Origin of the sequence: Arthrobacter sp. ERGS1:01, assembly GCF_001281315.1 — a bacterium.
Lineage (GTDB): Bacteria > Actinomycetota > Actinomycetes > Actinomycetales > Micrococcaceae > Specibacter.
In genome coordinates this window covers 319,223-342,322 of sequence record NZ_CP012477.1, presented here as the reverse complement: position 1 = coordinate 342,322, position 23,100 = coordinate 319,223, and the positions used below count along the sequence as shown (strand labels likewise).

General features: G+C 67.3%; 15 protein-coding genes. 7 read left to right on the top strand and 8 right to left on the bottom strand.

What is annotated here, in order from left to right; translation table 11 throughout:
• Positions 1–32 precede the first annotated feature (32 nt).
• Entirely contained in the window at positions 33–1,931 is a 1,899-nt protein-coding gene (gene ilvD, locus AL755_RS01580) for a dihydroxy-acid dehydratase (RefSeq protein ID WP_054009422.1), read from the top strand.
• Between the two features lie 131 nt (positions 1,932–2,062).
• On the opposite strand, the gene AL755_RS01575 is transcribed toward ilvD, so the two are convergent.
• Both AL755_RS01575 and AL755_RS01570 read right to left on the bottom strand, forming a co-directional pair.
• On the bottom strand, positions 2,063–3,217 hold the full coding sequence (locus tag AL755_RS01575; RefSeq protein WP_082368798.1) for an ABC transporter permease: 1,155 nt from the start codon (positions 3,215–3,217) through the stop codon (positions 2,063–2,065).
• Complete coding sequence (locus tag AL755_RS01570; protein WP_054009421.1) at positions 3,214–4,212, bottom strand: ABC transporter ATP-binding protein; 999 nt, start codon at positions 4,210–4,212, stop codon at positions 3,214–3,216. The genes AL755_RS01575 and AL755_RS01570 overlap by 4 nt, the downstream gene beginning before the upstream one ends.
• Positions 4,213–4,539: 327 nt before the next feature.
• On the opposite strand from AL755_RS01570, the gene AL755_RS01565 reads away from it, so the two are divergent.
• A complete protein-coding gene (locus AL755_RS01565; RefSeq protein WP_054009420.1) occupies positions 4,540–5,826 on the top strand; it encodes an aspartate kinase in 1,287 nt (428 codons plus the stop codon).
• A 138-nt stretch (positions 5,827–5,964) separates the two neighbouring features.
• Here AL755_RS01565 and AL755_RS01560 read toward each other — a convergent pair whose 3' ends face one another.
• Positions 5,965–6,228 carry a hypothetical protein gene (locus AL755_RS01560; protein WP_337589549.1) on the bottom strand — a complete coding sequence of 88 codons (264 nt, stop codon included), beginning with the start codon at positions 6,226–6,228 and terminating at the stop codon, positions 5,965–5,967.
• A 104-nt stretch (positions 6,229–6,332) separates the two neighbouring features.
• A complete protein-coding gene (locus AL755_RS01555; protein ID WP_054009419.1) occupies positions 6,333–6,557 on the bottom strand; it encodes a hypothetical protein in 225 nt (74 codons plus the stop codon).
• Between the two features lie 105 nt (positions 6,558–6,662).
• Between AL755_RS01555 and AL755_RS01550 the strand changes: the two genes are divergently transcribed.
• Entirely contained in the window at positions 6,663–7,136 is a 474-nt protein-coding gene (locus tag AL755_RS01550; RefSeq protein ID WP_054009418.1) for a MarR family winged helix-turn-helix transcriptional regulator, read from the top strand.
• A 3-nt stretch (positions 7,137–7,139) separates the two neighbouring features.
• Positions 7,140–8,063 carry a hypothetical protein gene (locus AL755_RS01545; protein ID WP_054009417.1) on the top strand — a complete coding sequence of 308 codons (924 nt, stop codon included), beginning with the start codon at positions 7,140–7,142 and terminating at the stop codon, positions 8,061–8,063.
• Here the strand turns inward: AL755_RS01545 and AL755_RS01540 are convergent.
• The 3 genes from AL755_RS01540 to AL755_RS01530 form a co-directional block, all read right to left on the bottom strand.
• Positions 8,046–9,068 (bottom strand): GDSL-type esterase/lipase family protein, encoded by a 1,023-nt coding sequence (locus tag AL755_RS01540; RefSeq protein WP_082368797.1) that lies wholly within the window; start codon positions 9,066–9,068, stop codon positions 8,046–8,048. The genes AL755_RS01545 and AL755_RS01540 overlap by 18 nt on opposite strands.
• Before the next feature lie 136 nt (positions 9,069–9,204).
• Positions 9,205–13,779, bottom strand: a complete 4,575-nt coding sequence (locus AL755_RS01535) for a discoidin domain-containing protein (protein WP_054009415.1) — start codon at positions 13,777–13,779, stop codon at positions 9,205–9,207.
• 265 nt (positions 13,780–14,044) lie between these two features.
• A complete protein-coding gene (locus AL755_RS01530; RefSeq protein WP_054009414.1) occupies positions 14,045–16,711 on the bottom strand; it encodes an exo-alpha-sialidase in 2,667 nt (888 codons plus the stop codon).
• Positions 16,712–17,059: 348 nt separating this feature from the next.
• Here AL755_RS01530 and purS point away from each other — a divergent pair, with 348 nt between their 5' ends.
• From purS to purL, 3 genes are read left to right on the top strand one after another with little or no spacing between them, the layout of a single operon-like run.
• Entirely contained in the window at positions 17,060–17,311 is a 252-nt protein-coding gene (gene purS, locus AL755_RS01525; RefSeq protein WP_054009413.1) for a phosphoribosylformylglycinamidine synthase subunit PurS, read from the top strand.
• A 2-nt stretch (positions 17,312–17,313) separates the two neighbouring features.
• Positions 17,314–18,066, top strand: coding sequence for a phosphoribosylformylglycinamidine synthase subunit PurQ (purQ, locus tag AL755_RS01520; protein WP_054009412.1), 753 nt, complete (start codon positions 17,314–17,316; stop codon positions 18,064–18,066).
• Positions 18,067–20,376 carry a phosphoribosylformylglycinamidine synthase subunit PurL gene (gene purL / locus AL755_RS01515; protein WP_054009411.1) on the top strand — a complete coding sequence of 770 codons (2,310 nt, stop codon included), beginning with the start codon at positions 18,067–18,069 and terminating at the stop codon, positions 20,374–20,376.
• Between the two features lie 97 nt (positions 20,377–20,473).
• Here purL and AL755_RS01510 read toward each other — a convergent pair whose 3' ends face one another.
• Positions 20,474–22,855, bottom strand: a complete 2,382-nt coding sequence (locus tag AL755_RS01510; protein WP_054009410.1) for a GDSL-type esterase/lipase family protein — start codon at positions 22,853–22,855, stop codon at positions 20,474–20,476.
• Positions 22,856–23,100 lie beyond the last annotated feature (245 nt).

Here is a 23,100-nt window from a genome sequence, read left to right as displayed (position 1 = left end):
CCAGCAAGCTCTCAGCTGGTTAACTGTTAGACATGCCTCCATTACGTTCACGCACAGTCACCCACGGCCGCAACATGGCGGGCGCCCGCGCCCTCATGATGGCCTCCGGCGTTGCCAAGTCCGACATCGGCAAGCCGATCGTCGCCGTCGCCAACTCCTTCACCGAGTTCGTCCCCGGCCACACCCACCTCGCACCCGTGGGCCGGATCGTCTCCGACGCCATTCACGAAGCCGGTGCAATCGCCCGCGAATTCAACACGATCGCCGTGGATGACGGCATCGCCATGGGCCACGGCGGCATGCTCTACTCGCTGCCCTCACGCGATTTGATCGCAGACTCCGTCGAGTACATGGTCAACGCCCACTGCGCCGACGTGCTGGTCTGCATCTCCAACTGCGACAAGATCACCCCCGGCATGCTCATGGCCGCGCTGCGCCTGAACATCCCCACCGTGTTTGTCTCCGGCGGCCCCATGGAAGCCGGCCGGGTCACCCTGACCGACGGTTCCATCCGCTCCCTGGATTTGGTCAACGCCATTTCCGACGCCGTGGACGCCACGGTCTCCGACGCCGACATCGAACTCATCGAGGACAATGCCTGCCCCACGTGCGGTTCCTGTTCGGGCATGTTCACCGCCAACTCGATGAACTGCTTGACCGAGGCCATTGGCCTGTCCCTGCCGGGCAACGGCTCGCTGCTGGCCACCCACACCGCCCGCAAGGAGCTGTACCAGCGCGCCGGAGCCACCGCCGTCGCCCTGGCCAAGCGCTACTACGAGGACGACGACGACTCCGTGCTGCCGCGCTCGATCGCCAGCTTCGAGGCGTTCGACAACGCCATGGCCCTGGACATCGCCATGGGCGGCTCCACCAACACGATCCTGCACCTGCTGGCCGCAGCGCAGGAGGCCGGCCTAAAGTACGACCTCGAGGACATCGACGCGAAGTCCCGCAAGGTGCCGTGCCTGGCCAAGGTTGCCCCGAACGTGGCCGGCAACAAGACGTTCTACATGGAGGACGTGCACCGTGCAGGTGGCATCCCCGCACTCCTCGGGGAGCTGAACCGCGGCGGGCTGCTCCACACCAACGTGAAGTCCGTGCACTCGGACAACCTGACCGGCTGGCTTGACGACTGGGACATCCGCGGCGGCAAGGCCACCGAAAAGGCGCTGGCGCTGTGGACCGCAGCCCCGGGCGGCCAGCGCTCCTCCACCGCGTTCTCGCAGTCGGCCGAGTGGACGTCCCTGGACACCGACGCCGCAGAGGGCTGCCTGCGCGACGTTGAGCACGCATTCTCCAAGGACGGCGGCCTGGCCGTGCTCCGCGGCAACATCGCCGTGGACGGCGCCGTCGTGAAGACCGCCGGCGTCGACGAATCCATCTGGACGTTCGAGGGCCCCGCCGTGGTCTGCGAATCCCAGGACGAAGCCGTGGAAAAGATCCTGTCCAAGACGGTCAAGGCCGGCGACGTGGTGGTCATCCGCTACGAGGGTCCGCGCGGCGGCCCCGGCATGCAGGAGATGCTGTACCCGACGTCGTTCCTGAAGGGCCTGGGCCTGGGCAAGGTCTGCGCGCTCATCACCGACGGCCGCTTCTCCGGCGGCACCTCCGGGCTCTCCATCGGCCATGTCTCCCCCGAGGCAGCCTCCGGCGGCACCATCGCCCTGGTGCAGGACGGCGACATCATCCGGATCGACATCCCCAACCGCGGCCTGGAGCTCATGGTCGACCCGGCCGAACTGGATGCCCGCCGCGAGCTGCTCGAGTCGACCACCGGTTACCGCCCGGCGGCCCGTGTTCGCGAGGTTTCCGCGGCCCTGCGCGCCTACGCCTCCATGGCGACGAGCGCCGACAAGGGTGCCGTCCGCCAGATCCCGGAGGACGCAGTCATGATGACGGCGCCGCGGACCTCGGTGCCCGTGTTGCAGTAGCCGGCAACGCCGGTGGTCGAGCTTGTCGAGGCCACGAGCTTGTCGAGGCCACGAGCTTGTCGAGGCCACGAGCTTGTCGAGGCCACGTGGTCTCGACAAGCTCGACCACCGGTGAATGGTGTGCTTCCCCGCTACGCCACGCGCGTCCCCGTGGCCAACTTCCTGGCAGGGGTGCGCAGTGCGCGCCAGCCCAGCGCCAGCAGGATCGCGGTCACGAGCAGCTGCAAGCCCAGTCCCAGCGGCCACAGCGGCGTTGTCTGGCTCAGGTACGCGGGGCTGACCCTGCCGTTGGCGCACTGCGTGGTGGCAGCCGGCCCGGCCTCGGCGGCCCGTGCACCTTGGCTGATGACCTCGAAGATGCCGCTGGGCGATTCGTCCTGCGAGGCCGGCACCCGGTAGGGAATGGCGTCGGCCACCACGACAAACGGATTCATGGCCAGCAGCCAGGCAAGCCGCTCCGTGTGCGCGGCAGGCTGCTCGGTCAGCGGCCCAAAGCAAGCGTACTCGCTGTTCTGGTCGGTGATGCCTGGGGGAAGCCCCTGCCCGCCGAGCTCGACGGCCTGCCCCTTGTAGTAGCTCTGGTTGGCCAGCACGGTGCCCGGGGTGGCCACCAGCGTGCCAAGGCCAAAGGCGATCACAGTCCCAAGCCCCAGGGCGGCCACCAACAAGTACGTGACCACAATGGAAAACAACGGCCTGTTGGCCAGGGCCGACACCCCGACGCCCACGGCACAAACCACGCCCACCTCCACGGCAAGCATGAGCAATGCCACCAAGATGTGGCCGGCGCCTAGTCCGCCCAGCAGGATGGCGAACACCAGGAACGGCACGCTCGCCACCAGGAAGGCCAGCCCGGCAAGCCAGGACGCCAGGAACTTCCCCCACAGGATTTGTCCGGGGCGCAGCAGCGTCACCTGCAAGATGGCGAGCGTGCCGCCGGCCCGGTCGCCGTTGACAGCGTTCGCGGAAAATGCCGGCGCCACCAGCAAGGCAAAAAACAGCACAAAGGCCAGCACAATCTCAAAGATCAGCGAGCCCGGCACGGAACTGTTGCCGAAGTCGCCATTGGCACTTCTCGCGTTGTCCCAGCTGAACCAGGTCAGCGCCGTCACCGCGCCAATGATCACGAACCAGACGCCGAGCATGATGTACCAGCCGCGGGAGCGCAGGCGTTGGCGCATCTCCAGGGACGTCACGGCCGCAATTCCCGCCACATATCCGCCAAATCCGCGCCGGCCCCCGGATGGGGGAACGGCCGCGTCGGGCAGTTGCACACTGTTGGTCATCGCTGCTCCACATCCATGCTCAAGTACGTTTCCTCCAGGGCGCCCGACGCCGGCGCAAAGGCCGAGACCGGCACACCGGCGCGGACCAGGTCAGCCAACAGCCGTGCGGCGTCGGCCTCGGTGCCCAGCGCCACCAGCACCGAGCCCTGCCGTCCGGGTTCAGGCGCAACGACGACGCCGAGCCGCGCCAGTTCCGCGGTCAGCCGGCCGGGGTCGAGTGCGGCGATGGCGTAGCGGCGGCCCTGGGTGGACGCCTGTGCCACGGTCTGGGCCAGCACCGTGCGGCCCGCGTTGACGAACACCGCCCGGTCGGCGATTTCGTCGAGCTCCGCCAGCACGTGGGAGGAGACGACCACTGCCTTGCCTTCCGCCGCCAGCTTCCGCAGGATGTGGCGCAGCGACACCCGGGATCCCGGGTCAAGGCCGGATGCGGGTTCGTCGAGCAACAACACGTCGGGGTTGTGGATCAAGGCCCGGGCCAGGCTGAGCCGCTGCTGCTGCCCGCGGGAAAGCACCCGGGCCTTCTGGTCAGCCAGCCCAGTCAGGTTCACCAGCTCCAAAAGTTCGGTGACCCGGCCGGGGATGGCCGTCTTGGGCAGGGCGTAGAACCGTCCCATGGCCGCAAGGATTTCCCGGGCCGTCAGGGATTCCCAAACACCGAGGGTGTCGGGCATCCAACCGATCCTGGCGCGGGCGGCCACCGGGTCCTTGCCGGGGTCGATGCCCATGACACTGACGTGGCCCGTATCCGGGGCCAGCAGCGAGGCCAGGACCAGCAGCAGCGTGGTCTTTCCCGCGCCGTTGGGGCCGATCAGGGCCGTGACCTCGCCGGAGGGTGCGTGGAGGTCCATGTCCACCACGGCCGGGACGCTGCCGAAGCGCCGCGAAATGCCGGTGGCGGCGAGGCCCCGGAATGGCCCGGGCGGTGCCGCGGCGGCCGCTCCCGGCACGTCATGTCCACCCAATGGACCTGTCTGTGGAACCGGATCACTCATGGCAACGCCCCCTCCCCCATGGCCCCGATGTGGGCCTTTTCCCCATCCTAGGGCGAGGTTCGCAGCCCGGGCGTCATCCCGGGGTCGTAGTTTTGGGGCGGCCCGGCGGCCAAATGACCGAGTGCTGACACACATCGGTCCGTCATGTGGACACCGCAATTCCAAGTTGCTGCCCTCCCGGGTCTAAACTTGCCTCAACTGCCTCCCGCGCCAACATTGCCGCACCGGCCCCGCGCAGTGGCGCGGTTTCGGCGTGAGCGGCAGCGAAAGATTTTCCAAAGTCACGATTGTTTTTGTTGCGTTAGGTTAGCCGATGAGTGTGCACCCATGAGCTTGATCGTTCAAAAATACGGCGGATCATCCGTCTCCGATGCCGAGGGCATTCTTCGTGTTGCCCGCCGCGTGATGGCAACCCAAAATGACGGCCATGAAGTGGTCGTGGTGGTTTCCGCCATGGGCGACACCACCGACGAGCTGCTGGACCTGGCCGCCCAGGTTTCCGAGCACCCGCCGGCCCGCGAGCTGGACATGCTCATGACCGCCGGTGAGCGAATTTCCATGGCCCTGCTGGCCATGGCGATCAGCTCCCAGGGCGGCGTGGCCCAGTCGTTCACCGGCAGCCAGGCCGGCATGATCACCGACGGCATCCACGGCAAGGCCCGCATCATCGATGTTGACCCGCACCGCGTGCGCACCGCCCTTGACAAGGGCAAGGTGGCCATCGTGGCCGGTTTCCAGGGCATGAGCCGGGCCACCAACGAAATCACCACCATGGGCCGCGGCGGCTCCGACACCACCGCGGTGGCGCTGGCCGCAGCCCTGGACGCCGATGTCTGCGAAATCTACACCGACGTCGACGGCGTCTACACGGCCGATCCCCGGGTAGTCTCCAGCGCCCAAAAGATCAGCAAGATCTCCAGCGAGGAAATGCTGGAAATGGCGGCCTCGGGCGCCAAGATCCTGCACCTGCGCTGCGTTGAATACGCCCGGCGATTTGGACTGCCCATTCACGTGCGGTCCTCGTTCAGCGACCATGAGGGTACCTGGGTTTTGCCCAGCCCCGACGACAAAATCAAGATCTCAGAGGGAGTTGCCTTGGAGCAGCCAATCATCTCCGGCGTGGCCCACGACCGTTCGGAAGCCAAAGTCACCGTTGTCGGCGTGCCCGACATCCCCGGCAAGGCCGCCATGATTTTCGGCATCATCGCCGGTGCGCATTCAAACATCGACATGATTGTGCAGAACATTTCCACGAAAGGTTCCGGCAAGACCGACATCTCTTTCACCCTGCCCATGGTGGAGGGCGAGGACGCGTTGAACGCCCTGCGCGCCAAGCAGGCCGACGTCGGCTTCGAGGACCTGATCTACGACGACCAGATCGGCAAGCTCTCGCTGATCGGCGCCGGCATGCGCTCCAACCCGGGCGTGTCCTACCGCTTCTTCCAGGCCCTGTCCGACGCCGGCGTCAACATCGATCTGATCTCCACCTCCGAGATCCGCATCTCCGTGGTGACACGGGCCGATCTGCTCGATGACGCCGTGCGCGCCGTGCACCAGGCCTTTGACCTCGACGGCGACGACGAGGCAACCGTTTACGGCGGCACCGGGCGCTAGCAACCGCCGGCATGAAACGGTGATCGAGCTTGTCGAGATCTCGACAAGCTCGATCACCGTTTCCACACACGTGAAAACGCAAGGGCTGCAGCCTTGAGACCTCAAGAACCGGCTGCATCCCTTGCGTTAGCTTTTTAACTAGTCCGTTGCCTCATCCCGGCGGATCGCGTAATGGTGGCCGGAGGAATCCGTGCGCTGGATGATCTGCGAGAGTTCGGCATCGCTTTCATCCTCGAACGCGTCGTGGCGGTGCACTACGGGTGAATCCATGTCGCCCTGGTCCGCCGGGCCCAGGACCTTGCGGACATGGTCCGTCGCATGCATGAACTTGTTGACGAACGTTCCCTCACCAGCCATCACCAACACCTCTTCCCAGCGCCACACATTCTCAGCATCACGCATTGCCAGCGCCAAACATTCCCAGCACCGCACGACGTGTGATGCATGTCTCACAATCTTACGCCGGTGCGGCCGCAATGGCACGGGGCAGGTTCCTGCCCCGCGGGTTAGCGCAGGGACTGGTCGTCGGGATCCTTGGGGACGAGGTACGTGCTGCCGTCGGGGCGCGTGAGCGTGGTCCACTGTTCCGCGGCCGCCTCCTGGGCCTTCAGGAGGGCCTTGTTTTCCGCCGTCATCTCATGATCCAGCGGGCTGCTGTGGGCCGGGCCGAAAATGGTGCGCAGATGGCCGGTGAAACGCATGAACTTGTGGACAAATCGTTCGTCTTTCATGGAGCCCCTTTGCAGTATTCGTGACAACTGTTAAATCCATAGTACCCTGTTAGTTAGTGCACTAAGTAATTGGGGTGCCGCCCCACCGCAGCCCAGGAGGATCCCATGACCGATTTGGACACCGATACATCGGTGGATGACCTGCTCTTGGAGCGCCAGCTGTGCTTTGGCCTCAGTGTTGCCTCACGCAGCGTGATCGCGGCCTATAAGCCCGTGCTCGCCGAACTTTCCCTGACGCATCCGCAATACCTGGTCATGCTGGCCCTGTGGGAAAAGGCGCCGCGGAAGGTCAAGGACCTCAGCGACGCGTTGCTGCTGGAATCCGCCACCCTCTCCCCCCTCCTCAAGCGCTTGGAGGCCCTGGGCTATGTGACCCGGCAGCGGTCGGCGTCCGATGAAAGGGCGCTTGCCGTTGACCTGACCGAGGCCGGCGCCGCACTGCGCAGCAAGGCCCTCGCCGTGCCCGGGACCATGATGGCGCGGCTGGGCCTGGACAGGGATTCCGCCATGGCGCTGCATCGCACCATGATGGCGTTGATCGAGGCCGCGACCCATGCGGACGCCGTGCCGGATAATTGAGGCATGAGGACACCGACACTCCAGCTCCTTGACCGGGACGCCTGGCAGGCCCGGGCCGTGGCCCACGCGGAACGCGTTGACCGTTACGCCGTCCCGTACCTGGCGCGCCGCTCCGCCGGGCAGAAGCATCCGGTGGAGGACTTCCTGTTCACCTACTACACCCAGAAGCCGGGCCAGCTGCGGCGCTGGCACCCCGGCGCCGGGGTGGTGCTGCACGGGGACGACGCGGCTGAGCGGCTCGGCTGGAAGTTCTACCGTGCAGCGACCGACGCCGAACGGGAGGCCTGCGGGGCACCCACCCAAGGTGCCGCCGTCGTTCTTGATGCACAGGCGTTCCTGGCCCAGCGCAAGGAGGCGGTGGAGTTTGCCCGGATCATCCTGGGCCGCACGGCCGCCCGCCCGGCCCAGTTTGGCTGCTTCGGGCTGCACGAATGGGCCATGGTCTACAAGCAGGAAGCCAACGAGGTCCGGCACGAGTACCTGGAACTGCGCCTTGGCTCCGGCGGCACGGACGCCGTGGTGGAGGAGAATAAGATCCGCTGCACGCATTTTGACGCTTACCGCTTCTACACCCCGCAGGCCAGCGTGCTCAACGAGCTCACGCCCACGCGCGAGAACCAACGCGACCTTGAACAGCCCGGCTGTCTGCATGCCAACATGGACCTCTACAAGTGGGCGTACAAGCTCTCGCCGGCGCTGCCCAGCGAACTGGTCATGGACTGCTTTGAACTGTCGTGGCGGATCCGGGCCATGGACATGCAGGCCTCCCCGTACGACCTTGCCGCATGGGGCTACCCGCCGATCCCGATCGAGACGGCCGCCGGCAAGGCCGATTATGTGGGCTTTCAACGGGGGTTCAGCGCGGAATCGGCCGTGCTCCGCGAGCGGCTGAGCGCCGCCGTGGACGCGCTAGTTGGCGGTGCTTGAGAGGACAGGGCTTGAGTTGACGGGGCTTGAGAGGATCCCGGCCAGCACGGGCGCGAGCCGCTCGGCCATGATGGCGTAGCCGGCGGTGTCCGGGTGCAGGGTGTCCGGCAGGCGCTCGAGGGCCTCCTGTGCCGTCAGCACCGCGGCACCGTCCACCAGGTGCAGGTGGGTGTCGCCCTTTGCCCGGAGTACCTCCACCGCTTCCGCCGTGGCGCGACGGTAGTCCGCCAGGGTCCAGCCGACTGCGTTCGGCTTGTCCTCGCGCGGCAGGGACAGCACGGGCGTAATCACGGCAATGGGCACCTCGGGGTGGGCCCGGCGGACCGTGCCCAGGAAACCCTGCAATGCTCCGGCCCAGGTTCGTTCCGAGTAGGTGGCCGCGTTGTAGCTGTTGATGCCCACGCACAGGGAGATCAGCTCGGCGGGCGTTTGGGCGATGGTGTTCGCGGCGGCGGGATCCAGCTGGCATTCCCCGGCCAGGCCCAGATTGCTCAACCGCCACCCTTCGCGCCGGGCCACGAGCGCCGGCCAGGTCTGGGTGGGTCCGTCGGCCTGCTGGCAATGCGTGATGGAGCTTCCGTAGGTCAGCCAGCGCGGACCCTCCTCCTCCGCCGCCGCCACGTCCGGGCCGGACAGTTCCGCGGTTTCCAGGCGGAAGTCGCCAAAGTGCGGCAGCCACAACTGGATGAGGGAACCGGGGTCCAGATCAGCCAACACCAGCTCGTGGCGGTGCCGGCCGGCCGCGGGCAGCCGGTGGGCGCGCTCCCCGTTGACCAGGACGTCGTAGGGTGCGCAGTCCGGCGCACCCTCCCCCGCAATGGTCAGGGTTCCGCCGCTGCTGCGCCAGCCGGCACGCACGCCCGCGGCCATGGCGGCACGGTTGGCCAGGGCGTCCGTGGATGGCGGCATGTAGCCGGCCGGATCCAGCCGGGAGAACCGCTGCGTCCCGTCATCTTCGGTGAAAACCTTGAACATTCCCGACCACTGCGCAGCAACTGAATTCATAGCCTTATTCTATCGATTCTGGCTGGTTGCCCGGCCTGATGGACGCCACGATAACGGGCGTTGGGGGATGCAAAAGCGGGGACCGCCCGCGTCGTCGTGACGTGGACGGACCCCGCTCCGGGTGCGCTGTTGCCTGTTAGTGGCGCGAGCCGCGGGTGCGTGCCTGGCGGGCGACGATCAGCCCGCCGAGCAGCAGCAACATGCCGGCGCCAATGGCGATCGCCAGGCCGTTGAAGCCGGTGCTGGCCAGGTTTCCGGCCTGCTCGACCGAGGTGGCCGAGGTGGCCGAGGTGGCCGTTCCGGCCGGGGTGGTGGCACCGGCCGCGGCCTTGGTGGTTGCGGATGCAGCCGGGGTGGTGGCACCCGTGGTGCTGCCGGCGGCGATCACCAGGGCGATGTCGACCTCAACCGCCTTCCCGTTGACGTCCGTGCCGGCGATGATCACGGTGTGCGCTCCGGCCGGGACCCCGGCGGGGACCTTCGCGGTCAGGGACACGGTCCCATCGGCGCCAACGACTGCCGTGCCCAGGACTACCGGCTTGGAGTGCAGCGTGAACGTCGCCGTGGTGCCGGGCTTGAAGTTCTTGCCCGTCACGGTGAGTTCACCACCGACGACGACGGTTCCCGCGCCGAGTGCGGCCGTCGGGTTTGAATCCGCGGAAGCCGTCGGGGATGCCGTTGGGTCCGTGGTCGGATCCGTGGTGGGTTCCGTCGTCGGTGCGACGGTCGGGTCGGTCGTCGGATCCGTGGTCGGATCCGTCGTCGGAGCAACAGTCGGATCCGTCGTCGGGGATACGGTGGGCTCCGTGGTGGGGTCCGTCGTCGGTGCAACAGTCGGGTCCGTCGTCGGCGCAACGGTGGGGGTCGGCGTCGGGCTTGCCGTCGGTTCCGGGGCCAGGGTCAACGCGAACGCGATTCCGGTGGCTGACTTGGCCACCGGTGTGGCGCCGTTCTTCGCGGCAGCGGCGATGGTCGGGCCGTCGACCTTGGCAGCTGCCAGGTCGGCAGCCACAACGGTGTGCTTGATGTTGCCGCTGGTGCCGGCACCGGCCGCAAGCGTTGCCGCCGCGCCGTCAATGCCCGGGACCGAGACTCCGGTCAGGGCGACGTTGCCGTCGTTCTTGACCGTGACGGGGAAGGTGACAATGTCCCCGGCGCTGGCAAAGCCGTCCTTGTCCTTGTCCTCAAGGACACCGGCACCAACGGTCACGGCGAGCGAGGGCTTGCGGACCAACAGATCAACCTCGTCGCCGGTGATGGTGTAGTTGACGCTGGTGGATCCGGCTGCGTCAACCGCCCACTGCGTGACGGGCTGGAAGAATCCGTTGGCGACGTCGTCGGCCGTGATGACGCGCTTTGCCGTGGTGCAGTTGTAGCCGGCCCCGGCCGCGAGGACCTTGTAGCGGCAGTTGGGCGTTCCGTCGATGTTGAAGCCCGTGAGGTCACCCGCGGTGGGGTAGACGGCGGTGGTGACCGGTGAGGTGCTCGTGACCGCGAAGTTGTACGGCAGCTGATCCCCCACTGCGTAGGGGTTTGCGGCCAGGTCGCGTCCCGTGTCGCCGCGGGAACCCTTGATGGTGGCCCCGAGGACGGGCGCGGGCGCAGTCACGACGAGCGCGGCCGTGGCGGTTTTTGCGCCGGCCGTGGCGGTCAGGGTGTAGCTCTTGGCGGCCGTTCCGGCGGGAACCGTGACAGTCTTGGTGACGGCGCCGGTGGCATCCGTCGTCGCGCTGCCCAGGGAGATGCCGCCGTCCAGGGACAGCGCCACCGGCGTGCCGGCCGGGAAGCCGCCCAGGGTGATGCTGACGTCCTTGCCGGCCGCAATGGCGCCGGGCGACGCGGAGACGGTTGCCGCCCCGGCCACGACGGGAAGCCCGCCAATGTTGACCTCTGCGCCGCCGCCAAAGGCATTGCCGGCAATCGAATTCAGGCCCACGAGCTTGACGTAGCGGCCGGCTTTGTTGCCGCCGATGGCGATGCGCTGGGGTGTCTTGACGTCCGCGAAGGAGCCGTTCGAGACCTTGGTGCCGAAGTCGGCGACGCTGTCGGATACATAGATTTCGTAGTCTTTGATCTTGCCGTTGCTGCCGCTCTGGCGCTGGGTGTATTCAAAGCCGGTCACCGAGTAGCTCTTGCCGAGGTCGAAGACCACCGAGTGCGGGAACGTGTCATTCCCGGTGGTCCACTTGGTGTGCCAGTAGCTGTTGATGTTTCCGTCGAGCAGGGCTGCGGCCGGGCCGCTGGGAGCGGGCTCGCCGGTCAGCTCCTCGGAGGACACCGAGGCAATGCTGATCTGCTCCTGCGGGATCAGGTTGTCCATGGGGGGCGCCTGGCCGCAGAGCTTGTCGGAGCAGGCCGCAACGGGATCGGCCGAGACCGATACACCCGCGGGCTTGCTGCCGTTCTTGGCAGTGGCCACGAGCCCGCGGACCACCTTGTTGGCCGCGACGTCCGCGGCGGTCAGGGTGTAGACGGACGTGAAGGTCTTGCTTTCGTTCACGGCCAGGTCAAAAGCGTCCTGCCCGGCAACCGTGACACCGGTGAGCCGGACGTTGCCGTTGTTGGTGACGACCGCGGTGTAGCTGATGGTGTCCCCCACGGAGGCGAAGCCGCTGGAGTCGACGTCGACCAGCTTGGCGCCCGTGTAGGTGGCGGACAGCGACGGCTTGCGGACGAGCAGGTCAACCTCGTCGCCGGTGATGGTGTAGCTCTGCTTGGCGGCCGTTCCGCCGGTGACGTCCCACGTGGTCGAGGGAACAAAGTAGCCGTTGGCCAGATCGTCGGCCGTGACCGCATGCCGGGGGGTGCCGCAGGTGTAGCTGGCCCATACCGCGAGCGCCGAGTAGCGGCAGTTGCCGGCTCCGGCGGGTACGAACGGGCTAAAGTTTCCGCTCACCGGCACGGCGGCCGCCGTGACGTTGCTGAGGCTGTCCACCACGAACTGGTACGGGACGGCGTCGCCCACGGCGTACGGGGTGGTGTCCAGGTTGCGGGTGGTGTCGGTGGCCGAGCCGGTGATCTTCAGCCCCACGATGTCGGTGGCGGCGCCGCCGGTGATCGTGACGGGCATCGGCTGGTTCACGGCCTGCGGGCCGAGGGTCAGCGTGGCCATCAGGTTGACCGATCCGGCCTTGGCGTAGGCGGGGATCGTCACCGGAACGGAGACGACGGCGGAGGCCCCGGCGGCGATGGAGGGAACCACCACCGAGCCAAGGGTCCAGCCGGCCTTCGCTTGGAACGACGCCGTGGCGCCGTCGAGCGCGGTGGTGCCGGTGTTCGTGACGGTCAGCTGGGCCTGCACGGTGGCTCCGTTGGCACCCGAGACGGGAGCGGCGGCCAGGGTTGCGACCAGGGGTGTGCCGCACTGGACATCCAGCCAGTCGGCGTTGAACTTGCCGAACGTCATGGTGTTGTTATCACCCTCGTAGAACACGCCGAACGTGCCGTCGCTGAGCGCGGTCGCGGTGGAGTAGCTCATGGTGCCGGCCTTGAACTGCTTGCCGGCGCTCCAGGTGGTGCCGTCGTCGCACGAGTAGCGGATGGTGCCGTTGACCCGGCTGGAGGGATCGTTGGCGTTGGAGAACAGCAGCATCCGGGCCGCGGCCGAGCCCTGCGCGGCATCCGGGTACATGCGGGTGATCGAGCCATTGTTGCGGGGGTCGGTCAGGGTGCTGTTGTAGGTGACGGGGCCCCAGGTTTCGCCGCCGTCCTTGGAGATGGCCACGCGGCGTCCGCCGCCGCCGGCGTTGTCGCGGGAGTTGAGCATGACGTCGCCGTTGGAGAGTTCCACGGTCTTGTTTTCGTCCATGCCGGCGCCCACGAAGCCGCCGCGCTGCCACGTCTTGCCGTGGTCGTCGGAGTACACGCTGTAGGCCTGGATCACTTCGCTGCCGATGGAGTTCAGGACACGGCCGGCGAACTGCTGGATCAGGCGGCCCTTGTGGGCGCCGTATTTGAGCTGGATGCCTTCGCCCGAGGAGGCGAACATGCCCACCACGCCGCCGACATTGTTGACGGAGCCGACCTTGGTCCCGACGGGCTTTGCCACGCTGGTGACCAGGGGGCTGCCAAAAGCTGCGTAGGGGGAATCCGCGGCGTAGGCCTGCGGGACGGGGAGGTTGGGGATGTTGGCCGGGTCAGTGGACCAGGTCAGGCCCTGGTCGGTGGAAACCGAGACTTCGGTGCCCGTGACGTTGCGATTGGTGTCGTCGGTGCCCAGGACGCTGCCAAAGAAGCCCTGGTCCTTGGAGTAGACGTGGAAGTTGAAGATGGTGCCGGTCTCTTTGTCCACCACGTAGCTGGGGTCGCTGAAGCCGAATTGCAGGGAGCTGCCCGCAGCGATTTGGCCGCGCGCAATGAAGGTGGGGGCACCCCAGGTCTTGCCGTTGTCGGTGCTGCGGCGCTGGATGATCGAGTTCGGCGAGGGCGAGTCGCCGCCGTCGGGCCGGCCGTCATAGGCGGCGAGCACCACTCCGTTGCCAAGGTCGGCCAGGGCCGGAATGCGGTAGTACGGCGCCAGCGAGGAGCTGATGGCCTTGTCACCGTTCTTGGCGAGCACCTGCTCGGCGTAACTGGGGGCCGGTGTGGCTGCCGCGGCCGCCTGGACAAAGGCCGGGCCCATGGTGGTGGTGAGCAATCCGGCGGCCAACACCCCCGCAGTGACGGCGACGCGCGGGCTCACCTGGCGCCGAAAGCTTTTGGTGGAATTCATTTGGTCCTTTCAGTACGGCCCTCGTTGGCCGGAAAATTCGCAAATCCTGTTCGGTAACTCTTCACACGTCGTCGCGACCCCAAACCACGGACATAGGATGACCTACAACATAGCAGTGTTATGCATCACATGCACGCGATTTTCCTTTGTTACGAACCCGGGCTCCGGACCGCCCGGCCACCGCCCAAAAAAACCAGGGGGCCGCCCCGCCATTCGGCGGGGCAGCCCCCTTGCATCGGAGCGTTTAGTGCGGGTCCATCACCCGTTACGGGGTGACGTGGAAGGTCCCGAAGGAGACCTGGGCGCCGTCGGCATCAAGCAAAACGAGCGTGTCATTGCCGTTCTTGGTGCCCTGGGGCACCGTGAACGTGATGGTTCCGTCGGCGTCGGCCAGGTACCAGCCAAACCGCTGCCCGTGCTGGTTGAGGTAGACGTAGCCCCACTGGTTGGCCGGGGCTCCGTGCAGCGTGACGGTGTCGCCCACGCTGTACTTGCCGGCGTTCAGGCCCAGGTCAACGGGCGGCTGGCCCTTGAGCTTGGCCCGGTCGACGGCGGGGTCGCTGCCCGGCTTGGGCGGGTGGGTTTCCAGCGGCAGGGCCGCCACGGCCAGCTCGACGCCGGCGGCCTTGGCGCCATTGTGTCCGCTTGCCGTGAGGGTGGAGGCCGAAACCTGGCCCGTGGCAAGTTCACCGGCCGTCACGGCCCGGGTCGAGGTGAACACCACGGACGCGCCGGGGGCCAGGGTGGCTGCAGAGCCGTCCAGGCCTGCCGCCGTCACGCCGGTGAGGACCACATTGCCGGAGTTCACCACGGTGGCGGTGGTGGTGACGGTGTCGCCGGTGTTGGCCAGGCCGCTGCCGTCGACGTCGTTCCAGGACACGGCGGCCGTGCCCGTCAGGGCGGCATTGCGGGCCACCAGGTCAACCTCCGCACCGGTGATGGTGTAGTTCACGGTGGGGGCTCCGGTACCGGTGACCTGCCAGGTGGTGGACGGGACGAAGAAGCCGTTGGCGAGTTCGTCAGCGGACACGATGTGGCGAGGGGTCCCGCAGGTGTAGCCGGCCCAGACGGCCAGGTTGCTCCAGCGGCAGTTGCCGGCGCCGTCGGCCGGGATGAGCGGCTTGAAGTTGCCGCCCACCGGGATGGCGTTGGAGGCAATGTTGCTCAGGCTGTTCACCGTGAACTGGTAGGGGACGGCGTCGCCCACGGCGTAGGGGTTGGTGGCCAGGTTGCGGGCCGTGTCCGTGGCCGAGCCCGTGATGTCGAGCCCGACGATGGAGCTTGTGGCCCCACCGGTGATGGTGACGGGCAGGACGGCGGTGACGCTGCGTGAACCGAAGTTGGCACGCGCGGTCAGGTTCAGGGAGCCCGCCTTGGCGTAGGCGGGGATCGTGACGGGCACGTTCACGGTGGCGGAATCGCCCGGCGCAACGGCCGGCATGGCGGCACTGCCGAACGTCCAGCCGGCCTTGGCGTCGACGCCCACCGTGGAGGCCGGGAGCGCCGTGGTGCCCTCGTTGCGGAGGGTGACCGCAGCGGAGACGGTGGCGCCGTTGGCGCCGGAGACCGCGGTGGCGGCGAGTTCGGCGCCGCACTGCACGTCGAGCCAGGCGGCGTTGAACTTGCCGAACGTCATGGTGTTGTTGTCGCCCTCGTAGAACAGGCCGAAGTTGCCGTCGCTAAGCGCCGTCAGGGTGGAGTAGCTCATGGCACCGGACTTGAACTGCTTGCCGGCACTCCAGGTGGCGCCGTCGTTGCAGGAGTAGCGGATGGTGCCGTTGGAGCGGCTCGAGGCGTTGTTCGCGTTGGAGAACAGCAGGATCTTCGCATCCGGCGTGCCCTGGGCGGCATCCGGGAACATGCGCGTGATCGAGGCGTTGTTGACGGGATCCGTCAGGGAGGTATCGATCGTGACGGGGCCGTAGGTGGCGCCGCCGTCCTTGGAGATGGCCACCTTGCGGCCGCCGTTGCCGCCGCTGCTGGCACGGGAGTTGAGCATGACGTCACCGTTGGAGAGCTCCACGGTCTTGTTCTCATCCATGCCCGTACCCACAAAGGCGCCGCGCTGCCAGGTCTTGCCGTGGTCGTCGGAGAACACGCTGTACGCCTGATAGTCGGTGGCGCCGCTGGCCAGCTTGACCTTGCCGGTGAACTGCTGGATCAACCGGCCCTTGTGGGCGCCGTACTTGAGCTGGATGCCTTCGCCGGAGGCGGCGAACACACCCGCCACGCCTCCCACGTTGTCGACGCCGGCCACGGTGGTGCCCACCGGCTTGACGACGCCGGTCACCAGCGGCCCGGCAAAGTTTGCGAATGCGGACCCGGGGGCGTAAGCCGACGGAGGGAGAACTGGCATGTTGGCCGGATCGGTGGACCAGGTCAGGCCCTGGTCCGTGGAGACGGAGACCTCGGCGCTGGTGATGGTGCGGTCGGCGTCGTCGTTGCCGAAGGCGCCCGCCTGGAAGCTGACGTCCTTGGAGTAGACGTGGAAGTTGAAGACCGTGCCGGTCTCCTTGTCCACCACATAGCTGGGGTCGCTGAAGCCGTAGCGCAGCTGTCCGGTCGCGGGCATTTGGCCGCGGGCGATGTAGGTGGGCACACCCCAGGTCTTGCCGCCGTCGGTGCTGCGTCGCTGCACGATCGAGTTGGGCGACGGCGAGTCCCCGCCGTCGGGGCGGCCGTCATAGGAAGCGAGCAGCACGCCGTTGCCCAGATCGGCCAGGGCAGGGATGCGGTAATACTTGCCCAGGACGGGGTCGATCGCGTTGTCGCCGTTTTGGGCCAGCACCTGTTCGGTGTAGCTGGGGGCCGGCGCGGCGTCCTGTGCAAAAGCCGGCGCCATGGTGGCGGTCAGCAGGCCGGCGGTCAGTGCCCCCGCGACTGCCACTGCCCCGGGCTTCTTCCATCCGCGTGAAGTGTCGGTGGATTTCATGTGGTCCTTTCCTTGCGGCCTTCGTTGGCCGCGCGGCTTTCGCCCTGGTATGAACTGTTCCGGCCGAAAATGTGATTCATCGGACATGGAACATCCCACAACGGTACAGTGCGGCGAATCACATGGCCACCCCCATTTGGCGCGCCGCCATGGCATGAATCACACCCGGCCGTTGCGGGGCCCGGAGCCGCCGGATAAATTCCGGACTTTGCAAACACTTGCGTAGAATGGGAGGGCAAGCTCGCGGAGCGCTCGCCTTTCCGGTTTTCAGGTCCTTTCCACCTGGCCCTCAAGACGGCGTAAGACGGCAATCCGTGGCCACCCCTTTTTAACATCAGGAGTTCCCGGATGCCCCGGATCGTTGTCGATGTCATGCTCAAGCCCGAAATTCTGGACCCGCAGGGGAAAGCAATTGTCGGAGCCCTCCCCCGCCTGGGATTCACCGCGTTCTCAGCTGTCCGCCAGGGCAAGCGTTTTGAACTGAGCGTTGACGGCGAGGTGACCGACGAGATCCTGGCGCAGGCCCGCGAGGCCGCCGAAACCATGCTGTCCAACCCGGTCATCGAAGACGTGGTCAACGTAGAAGTTGTGGCGGACTAGCCATGACCGAAACTCCCTTGATTGGCGGGGCACCTGCCGCGCCCGTTGACACACGCCTGGCCGGCGCCCGCATCGGCGTCGTGACGTTCCCCGGCACGCTGGACGACCGCGACGCCGCCCGTGCGGTCCGCCTCTCCGGAGCCACCGCCGTCGAACTCTGGCACGGCGCCTCCGAGCTGGGCGACGTCGACGCCGTCATCATCCCCGGCGGCTTCTCCTACGGCGACTACCTGCGCGCCGGCGCCATCTCCCGCTTCGCCCCGCTGATGGGCAAGATCGTCGACGCAGCGAACTCCTCCGCCCTGCTGCCCGTGCTGGGCATTTGCAACGGCTTCCAGATCCTCACCGAGGCGCACCTGTTGCCCGGCTCGATGATCAAGAACGACCACCTGAAGTTCCTGTGCCGCGACCAGGTGCTGCGCGTGGAAAACAACACCACCGCGTGGACCAACGCCTACGCCGCGGGTGCGGAAATCACCGTCCCCCTGAAGAACCAGGACGGCCAGTACATCGCCGACGAGAAGACCCTCGACGCCCTTGAGGCCGAGGGCCGCGTGGCGTTCCGCTACGTCGGCATGAACCCGAACGGTTCACGCCGCGACATCGCCGGCATCTCCAACGCCGCCGGCAACGTGGTGGGCCTCATGCCGCACCCCGAGCACGCGGTCGAAGCCGGCTACGGCCCCGGCCACACCGGCACCGACGGCCTGGGCTTCTTTACCTCTGCACTGAACACGCTTCTGGGAGGCAAATAAATGTCCGAGACTTCCACGCAGAAGTTCAACATCGACACCGTGGAAAACGCCGCGGCGACCCCCGACGTTGAACTGCCCTGGGCCGAGCTGGGCCTGAAGCAAAACGAGTTCGACGACGTCGTGAAGGTCCTGGGCCGCCGCCCCACCGGCGCGGAACTGGCCATGTACTCCGTCATGTGGAGCGAGCACTGCTCCTACAAGTCCTCCAAGAACCACCTGCGCCAGTTCGGCGAAAAGGTCACCGAGGAAATGAAGAAGGACATGCTCGTGGGCATCGGCGAAAACGCCGGCGTCACCAACCTCGGCGACGGCTGGGCCGTGACGTTCAAGATCGAGTCCCACAACTCGCCGTCGTTCGTGGAGCCCTACCAGGGTGCCGCAACCGGCATTGGCGGCATTGTCCGCGACATCATCTCCATGGGCGCCCGCCCCGTGGCCGTCATGGATCCGCTGCGTTTTGGCGCGATCGACCACCCGGACACGGCCCGCGTCATGCACGGTGCGGTGGCCGGCATCGGCGGCTACGGCAACTCGCTGGGCCTGCCGAACATCGGCGGCGAAATGGTCTTCGACTCCATCTACCAGGGCAACCCGCTGGTCAACGCGCTGGCCGTGGGCGTCATGCGCCACGAGGACATCCGCCTGGCCAACGCCTCGGGCAAGGGCAACAAGGTTGTCCTGTTCGGTGCGCGCACGGGCGGCGACGGCATTGGCGGCGCCTCGGTGCTGGCCTCCGAGTCCTTCGACGACACCAAGCCCTCCAAGCGGCCCGCCGTGCAGGTGGGTGACCCCTTCGCCGAGAAGGTGCTGATCGAGTGCTGCCTGGAACTGTTCAAGGGCTCCCTCGTTGAGGGCATCCAGGACCTCGGCGCCGCGGGCATCTCCTGTGCCACGAGCGAGCTGGCCTCCAACGGCGACGGCGGCATGGAGGTCGAGCTGACGTCCGTGCTGCTGCGTGACCCCACCCTGACCCCGGGCGAAATCCTGATGTCGGAGTCGCAGGAACGCATGATGGCCGTGGTGACGCCGGAGAACATGGCAGCGTTCGAAGCCGTGATGGACAAGTGGGCCGTGGAATACTCCTGGCTCGGCGAAGTCACCGGCACGGGCCGCCTGATCATCAAGTGGGAGGGCGAGGTCATTGTTGACGTCGATCCCCGCACCGTGGCGCACGACGGACCGGTCTACGACCGCCCGTACGCCCGCCCGGAATGGCAGGATGCCCTGCAGGCGGACACCTTCACCGGTTCCGTGCAGGACGCCGGCCGCCCCTCCACGGGCGAGGAGTTGAAGGCCGCCGTGCTGGAACTCATCGCCTCGCCGAACATGTGCTCGAAGGACTGGATCACCAACCAGTACGACCGCTACGTGGGCGGCAACACCGCCATGGCGTTCCCCGACGACGCCGGCGTGATCCGCGTGGACGAGGAAACCGGCCTGGGCGTGGCCCTGGCCACCGACGCCAACGGCCGCTACACCTTCCTTGACCCGTACCATGGTGCGCAGCTGGCCCTGGCCGAGGCGTACCGCAACGTGGCCACCTCCGGCGCCATCCCGATGGCCGTCAGCGACTGCCTGAATTTCGGCTCCCCCGAGGATCCGGACGTCATGTGGCAGCTGGCCGAGGCCATCCGCGGCCTGTCCGACGCCTGCATGGTGCTGGGCATCCCGGTCACCGGCGGCAACGTCTCGCTGTACAACCAGACCGGCTCGACGCCCATCCACCCCTCCCCCGTGGTGGCCGTGCTGGGCAAGTTCGACGACGTCGCCCGCCGCACGCCGTCGGGCTGGCAGGAGGATGGCCAGGCCATCTACCTGCTCGGCACCACGGCCGCCGAGATGGACGGCTCCGAATGGGCCAACCTGCGTTCCCACCTGGGCGGCCTGCCGCCCAAGGTCGACCTGGCGCGCGAGCGTGAACTGGGCGAGATCCTCATCAACGCCTCCCGCGACGGCATGATCGACTCCGCTCACGACCTCTCCGAGGGCGGCCTCGCGGCGGCACTCGTGGAGTCCGCGCTGCGTTACAACACCGGTGCCCGGGTTGCCCTGGACGAGGTTGCCGCCCGCGATGGCGTCGACACGTTCACGCTGTTGTTCTCCGAGACGCAGGGCCGGGCCATCGTGTCCGTCCCGCGCAGCGAAGAGGTCCGCTTCAACGACATGTGCACGGCCCGGAACTTCCCGGTGGCCCGCATTGGCGTGGTGGACGCGGCCGGCGCCGCCCTGGACTTCCAGGGCGTGTTCTCCGCTCCGCTCGATGAGCTGCGCGTTGCCCACGAAGGGACCCTGCCGAAGTACTTCGGCTAGGCTCCACTTCCGCCCCAGGCGTCAAACAGACCCCGGGCTGCGAAACAGGCGTTTAGATACGTCTGTTTCGCAGCCCGGGGTCTGTTTCGCGTTGGGGCTAGGCCCGGCGTCCGCGCTTCCGGGCCGCCACCAGCACTGCGCCGGCGATCAACAGCGCGCCGCCCGCCATGAGCGGCAGGGTCGAGGTGCTGCCTGTCGATGCCAGCTCGCGGGAAACCGCCGCCTCCGTGGTGGCTTCCACCGCCATGCTCGACGCCGTTGCGACCACCGCGGCCTTGGTGCTGTTTGTGGGCGTTCCAGTGGGCGCTGACGTCTGGGCCGCTGTCGGCTTCACCGTCGGGTCAACCGTCGGTTCTCTGGCCGGCTCCGTCGTTGCCTCGACAGTGGGCTCCGTGGTTGCCGTTTCCGTCGGCGCAGCCGTGGGTGCCACCGTCGGATCCGTTGTCGGGTCGGTCGTCGGCGCAGCAGTCGGTTCGACGGTGGGTTCCACAGTCGGCCCAGCAGTGGGTTCCACTGTCGGATCAGCAGTCGGTGCCACGGTCGGTTCAACAGTCGGTGTGACCGTCGGCGTCGCGGACGGCGTCACAACCGGCGCCGCCAGGATTTGGATGGTCGCCCGCGCGGCCACGCGGGACACGGCGCCCGTGGCGGTGACCGTGGTGGTGCCCGCGGGGCAGGACGCATCGATGCCCGCCGCGGCGGCGAAGACACCCTCCGCGGTGCTCGTGACGGTGACGGGTGCCGCCAGGCAGTCGCCCTCCAGCGTCACCTTCTCGCCCGCGGCGAAGCCGGACCCGGAAATCACGGCCGCGGTGCCCGCCGTGACGGCCGCACCCGGACCCGTCGCCACCGCCTTGTAGTCGCGGGTGAAGGGCGCGGCGTCGACCAGTTTGGCCAGGACGCCGTAGCCGGCCGCGTTGAGGTGGATGTGGTCGCCGCTGTCGTAGGCCGCCAGGACTTTCTGGGGATCGGCGGGGTCGGCGACAGCCGCGGAGAAATCGGCCACGCCGTCGAACTCGCCGCTGGTCAGGATCCACTGGTTCGCGGTAGTGCGGGTTAGTTCGCGATCGGCGGTGAAGGAGGCCACGCCCTTGGTGGGTGTCATGGTGGCACCGTAGATCTTCAGCCCGGCGGCCCGCGCCTGGGCGATCACGTTGCGGTAGCCCGCGATCAGCTGGTCGCTGCTGACACCGTCCGGGATGTCGTTGATCCCTTCGAACAAGAACACGCTCTTCACGCCCGGCACGGCGGCCACGTCATAGCTGAACCGGTTGATGGCGCTCATGCCCCTGGAGAGGGACGACGACGTCGAGTCGAGGGTCAGCCGGTTGGAGCTGATGCCCACGTTGGCCATGGCCAGCGAAGAATCGTTGGCGGTGATCTTGTCGGCGAGCTGCGCGGGCCAGTTGTTGAAGCCGTTTTGCGTTGATCCGTAGCCGTCCGTGATCGAATCGCCCAGGGCCACCATGGTCCCCTTGGACGTTGCGGATATGACGTCGATGCCCTTGAGGAAGAAGTACGACGACGTTGCCTGGGTGAAGCTGTCCGCGGCGGTATCGGCGGCGTGGTTGCCGGCGGCCATGGAGTTCGAGGCCAGCCCGAGGTTGTGGAACGTGGAAGTGGGGACGGAACCGGAGACATACAGGCTGACCAGCAGGTTGGTGCCGCGCTTGATCTCCACATTCAACGGATCACTGACGGCCTCCTGCCCGGCCGGAATGGTGATGGTGGCGGCGCCGCCAAACATCACGGACGTCGGTGCGGCCGACGCCGTGAGGCCCGAGGACTGGTAGCCCACGCTCGCGGCGCCAATGACCAGCGGCGTGGTGCCAAAGCGGTTCGACAGGGTCAGCCGCTGGGCAAAACCGGCCAGGTTGGGGTGGACCACCATGCGGATCGTCTGGTCGGCAACGGCCGGACCGCCGCTCGTCAGGGCGGACCGCCACACGGACACCCGGCTCACGCTGTTGGCGGCCAGCGTCCACTGCTGGGTGGTGGCGGTCCCCGGATCCTGCGCCACCACGGCACCCGCGGAGGCGTCGGCCACCCCGGCCACATGGCCCGAGGCCACATTGCTCAGCGTAAAGCCGCCGTCGCCCTGCACGATTTTCCACTGCTGCGCCGAGGTGTCCTGGCATACCGCCTGCGTCAACGTCCCGCCCACGGCCGCGGCATCCTGCAGGCACAAACCGCTGTTGACGCTGTTGATCTTGTAGACGCCGGGCGACACCTGTGCCACCCACCAGGACTGTGCGGCGGATCCCCGCGACACACTCTGGGTGAGTCCGGCTCCGGCAGCCACCGAAACACCCGCCACATCCAACTGCTTCGCCGAGAACACGTTGCTCAGCGAATAGGCACCGGGGGCAATCGCGACGGGGGGCGGGGCGGCTTGGACGGCGGGGGCGCCCAGTGGCAGGGCCATCACCCCGGTGAGCACTGCGGCCGACAGGGCCGCCACGGCGGAAAATCTGCGCATCAATTGACTCCTAGCTCGAACGGTGGAGCCGCACGAACCCAGGACATGGTTATGTGATCCATAACACTGTGCGGCTGTTGCAGGCTAGCAGTCCGCGCATCGGATGTCCCACGTCCGAGGAATTATTACGGGTGAGTGGCCCGAATCCGCAGCCGGGCGCACGGGCGTCGTATTGCCCGGCAGTTATGCGCCGGACTCGCCCGCAGTCCTGCTCCGCCACCCTACTGGCGCAAGACTCGGCCCCC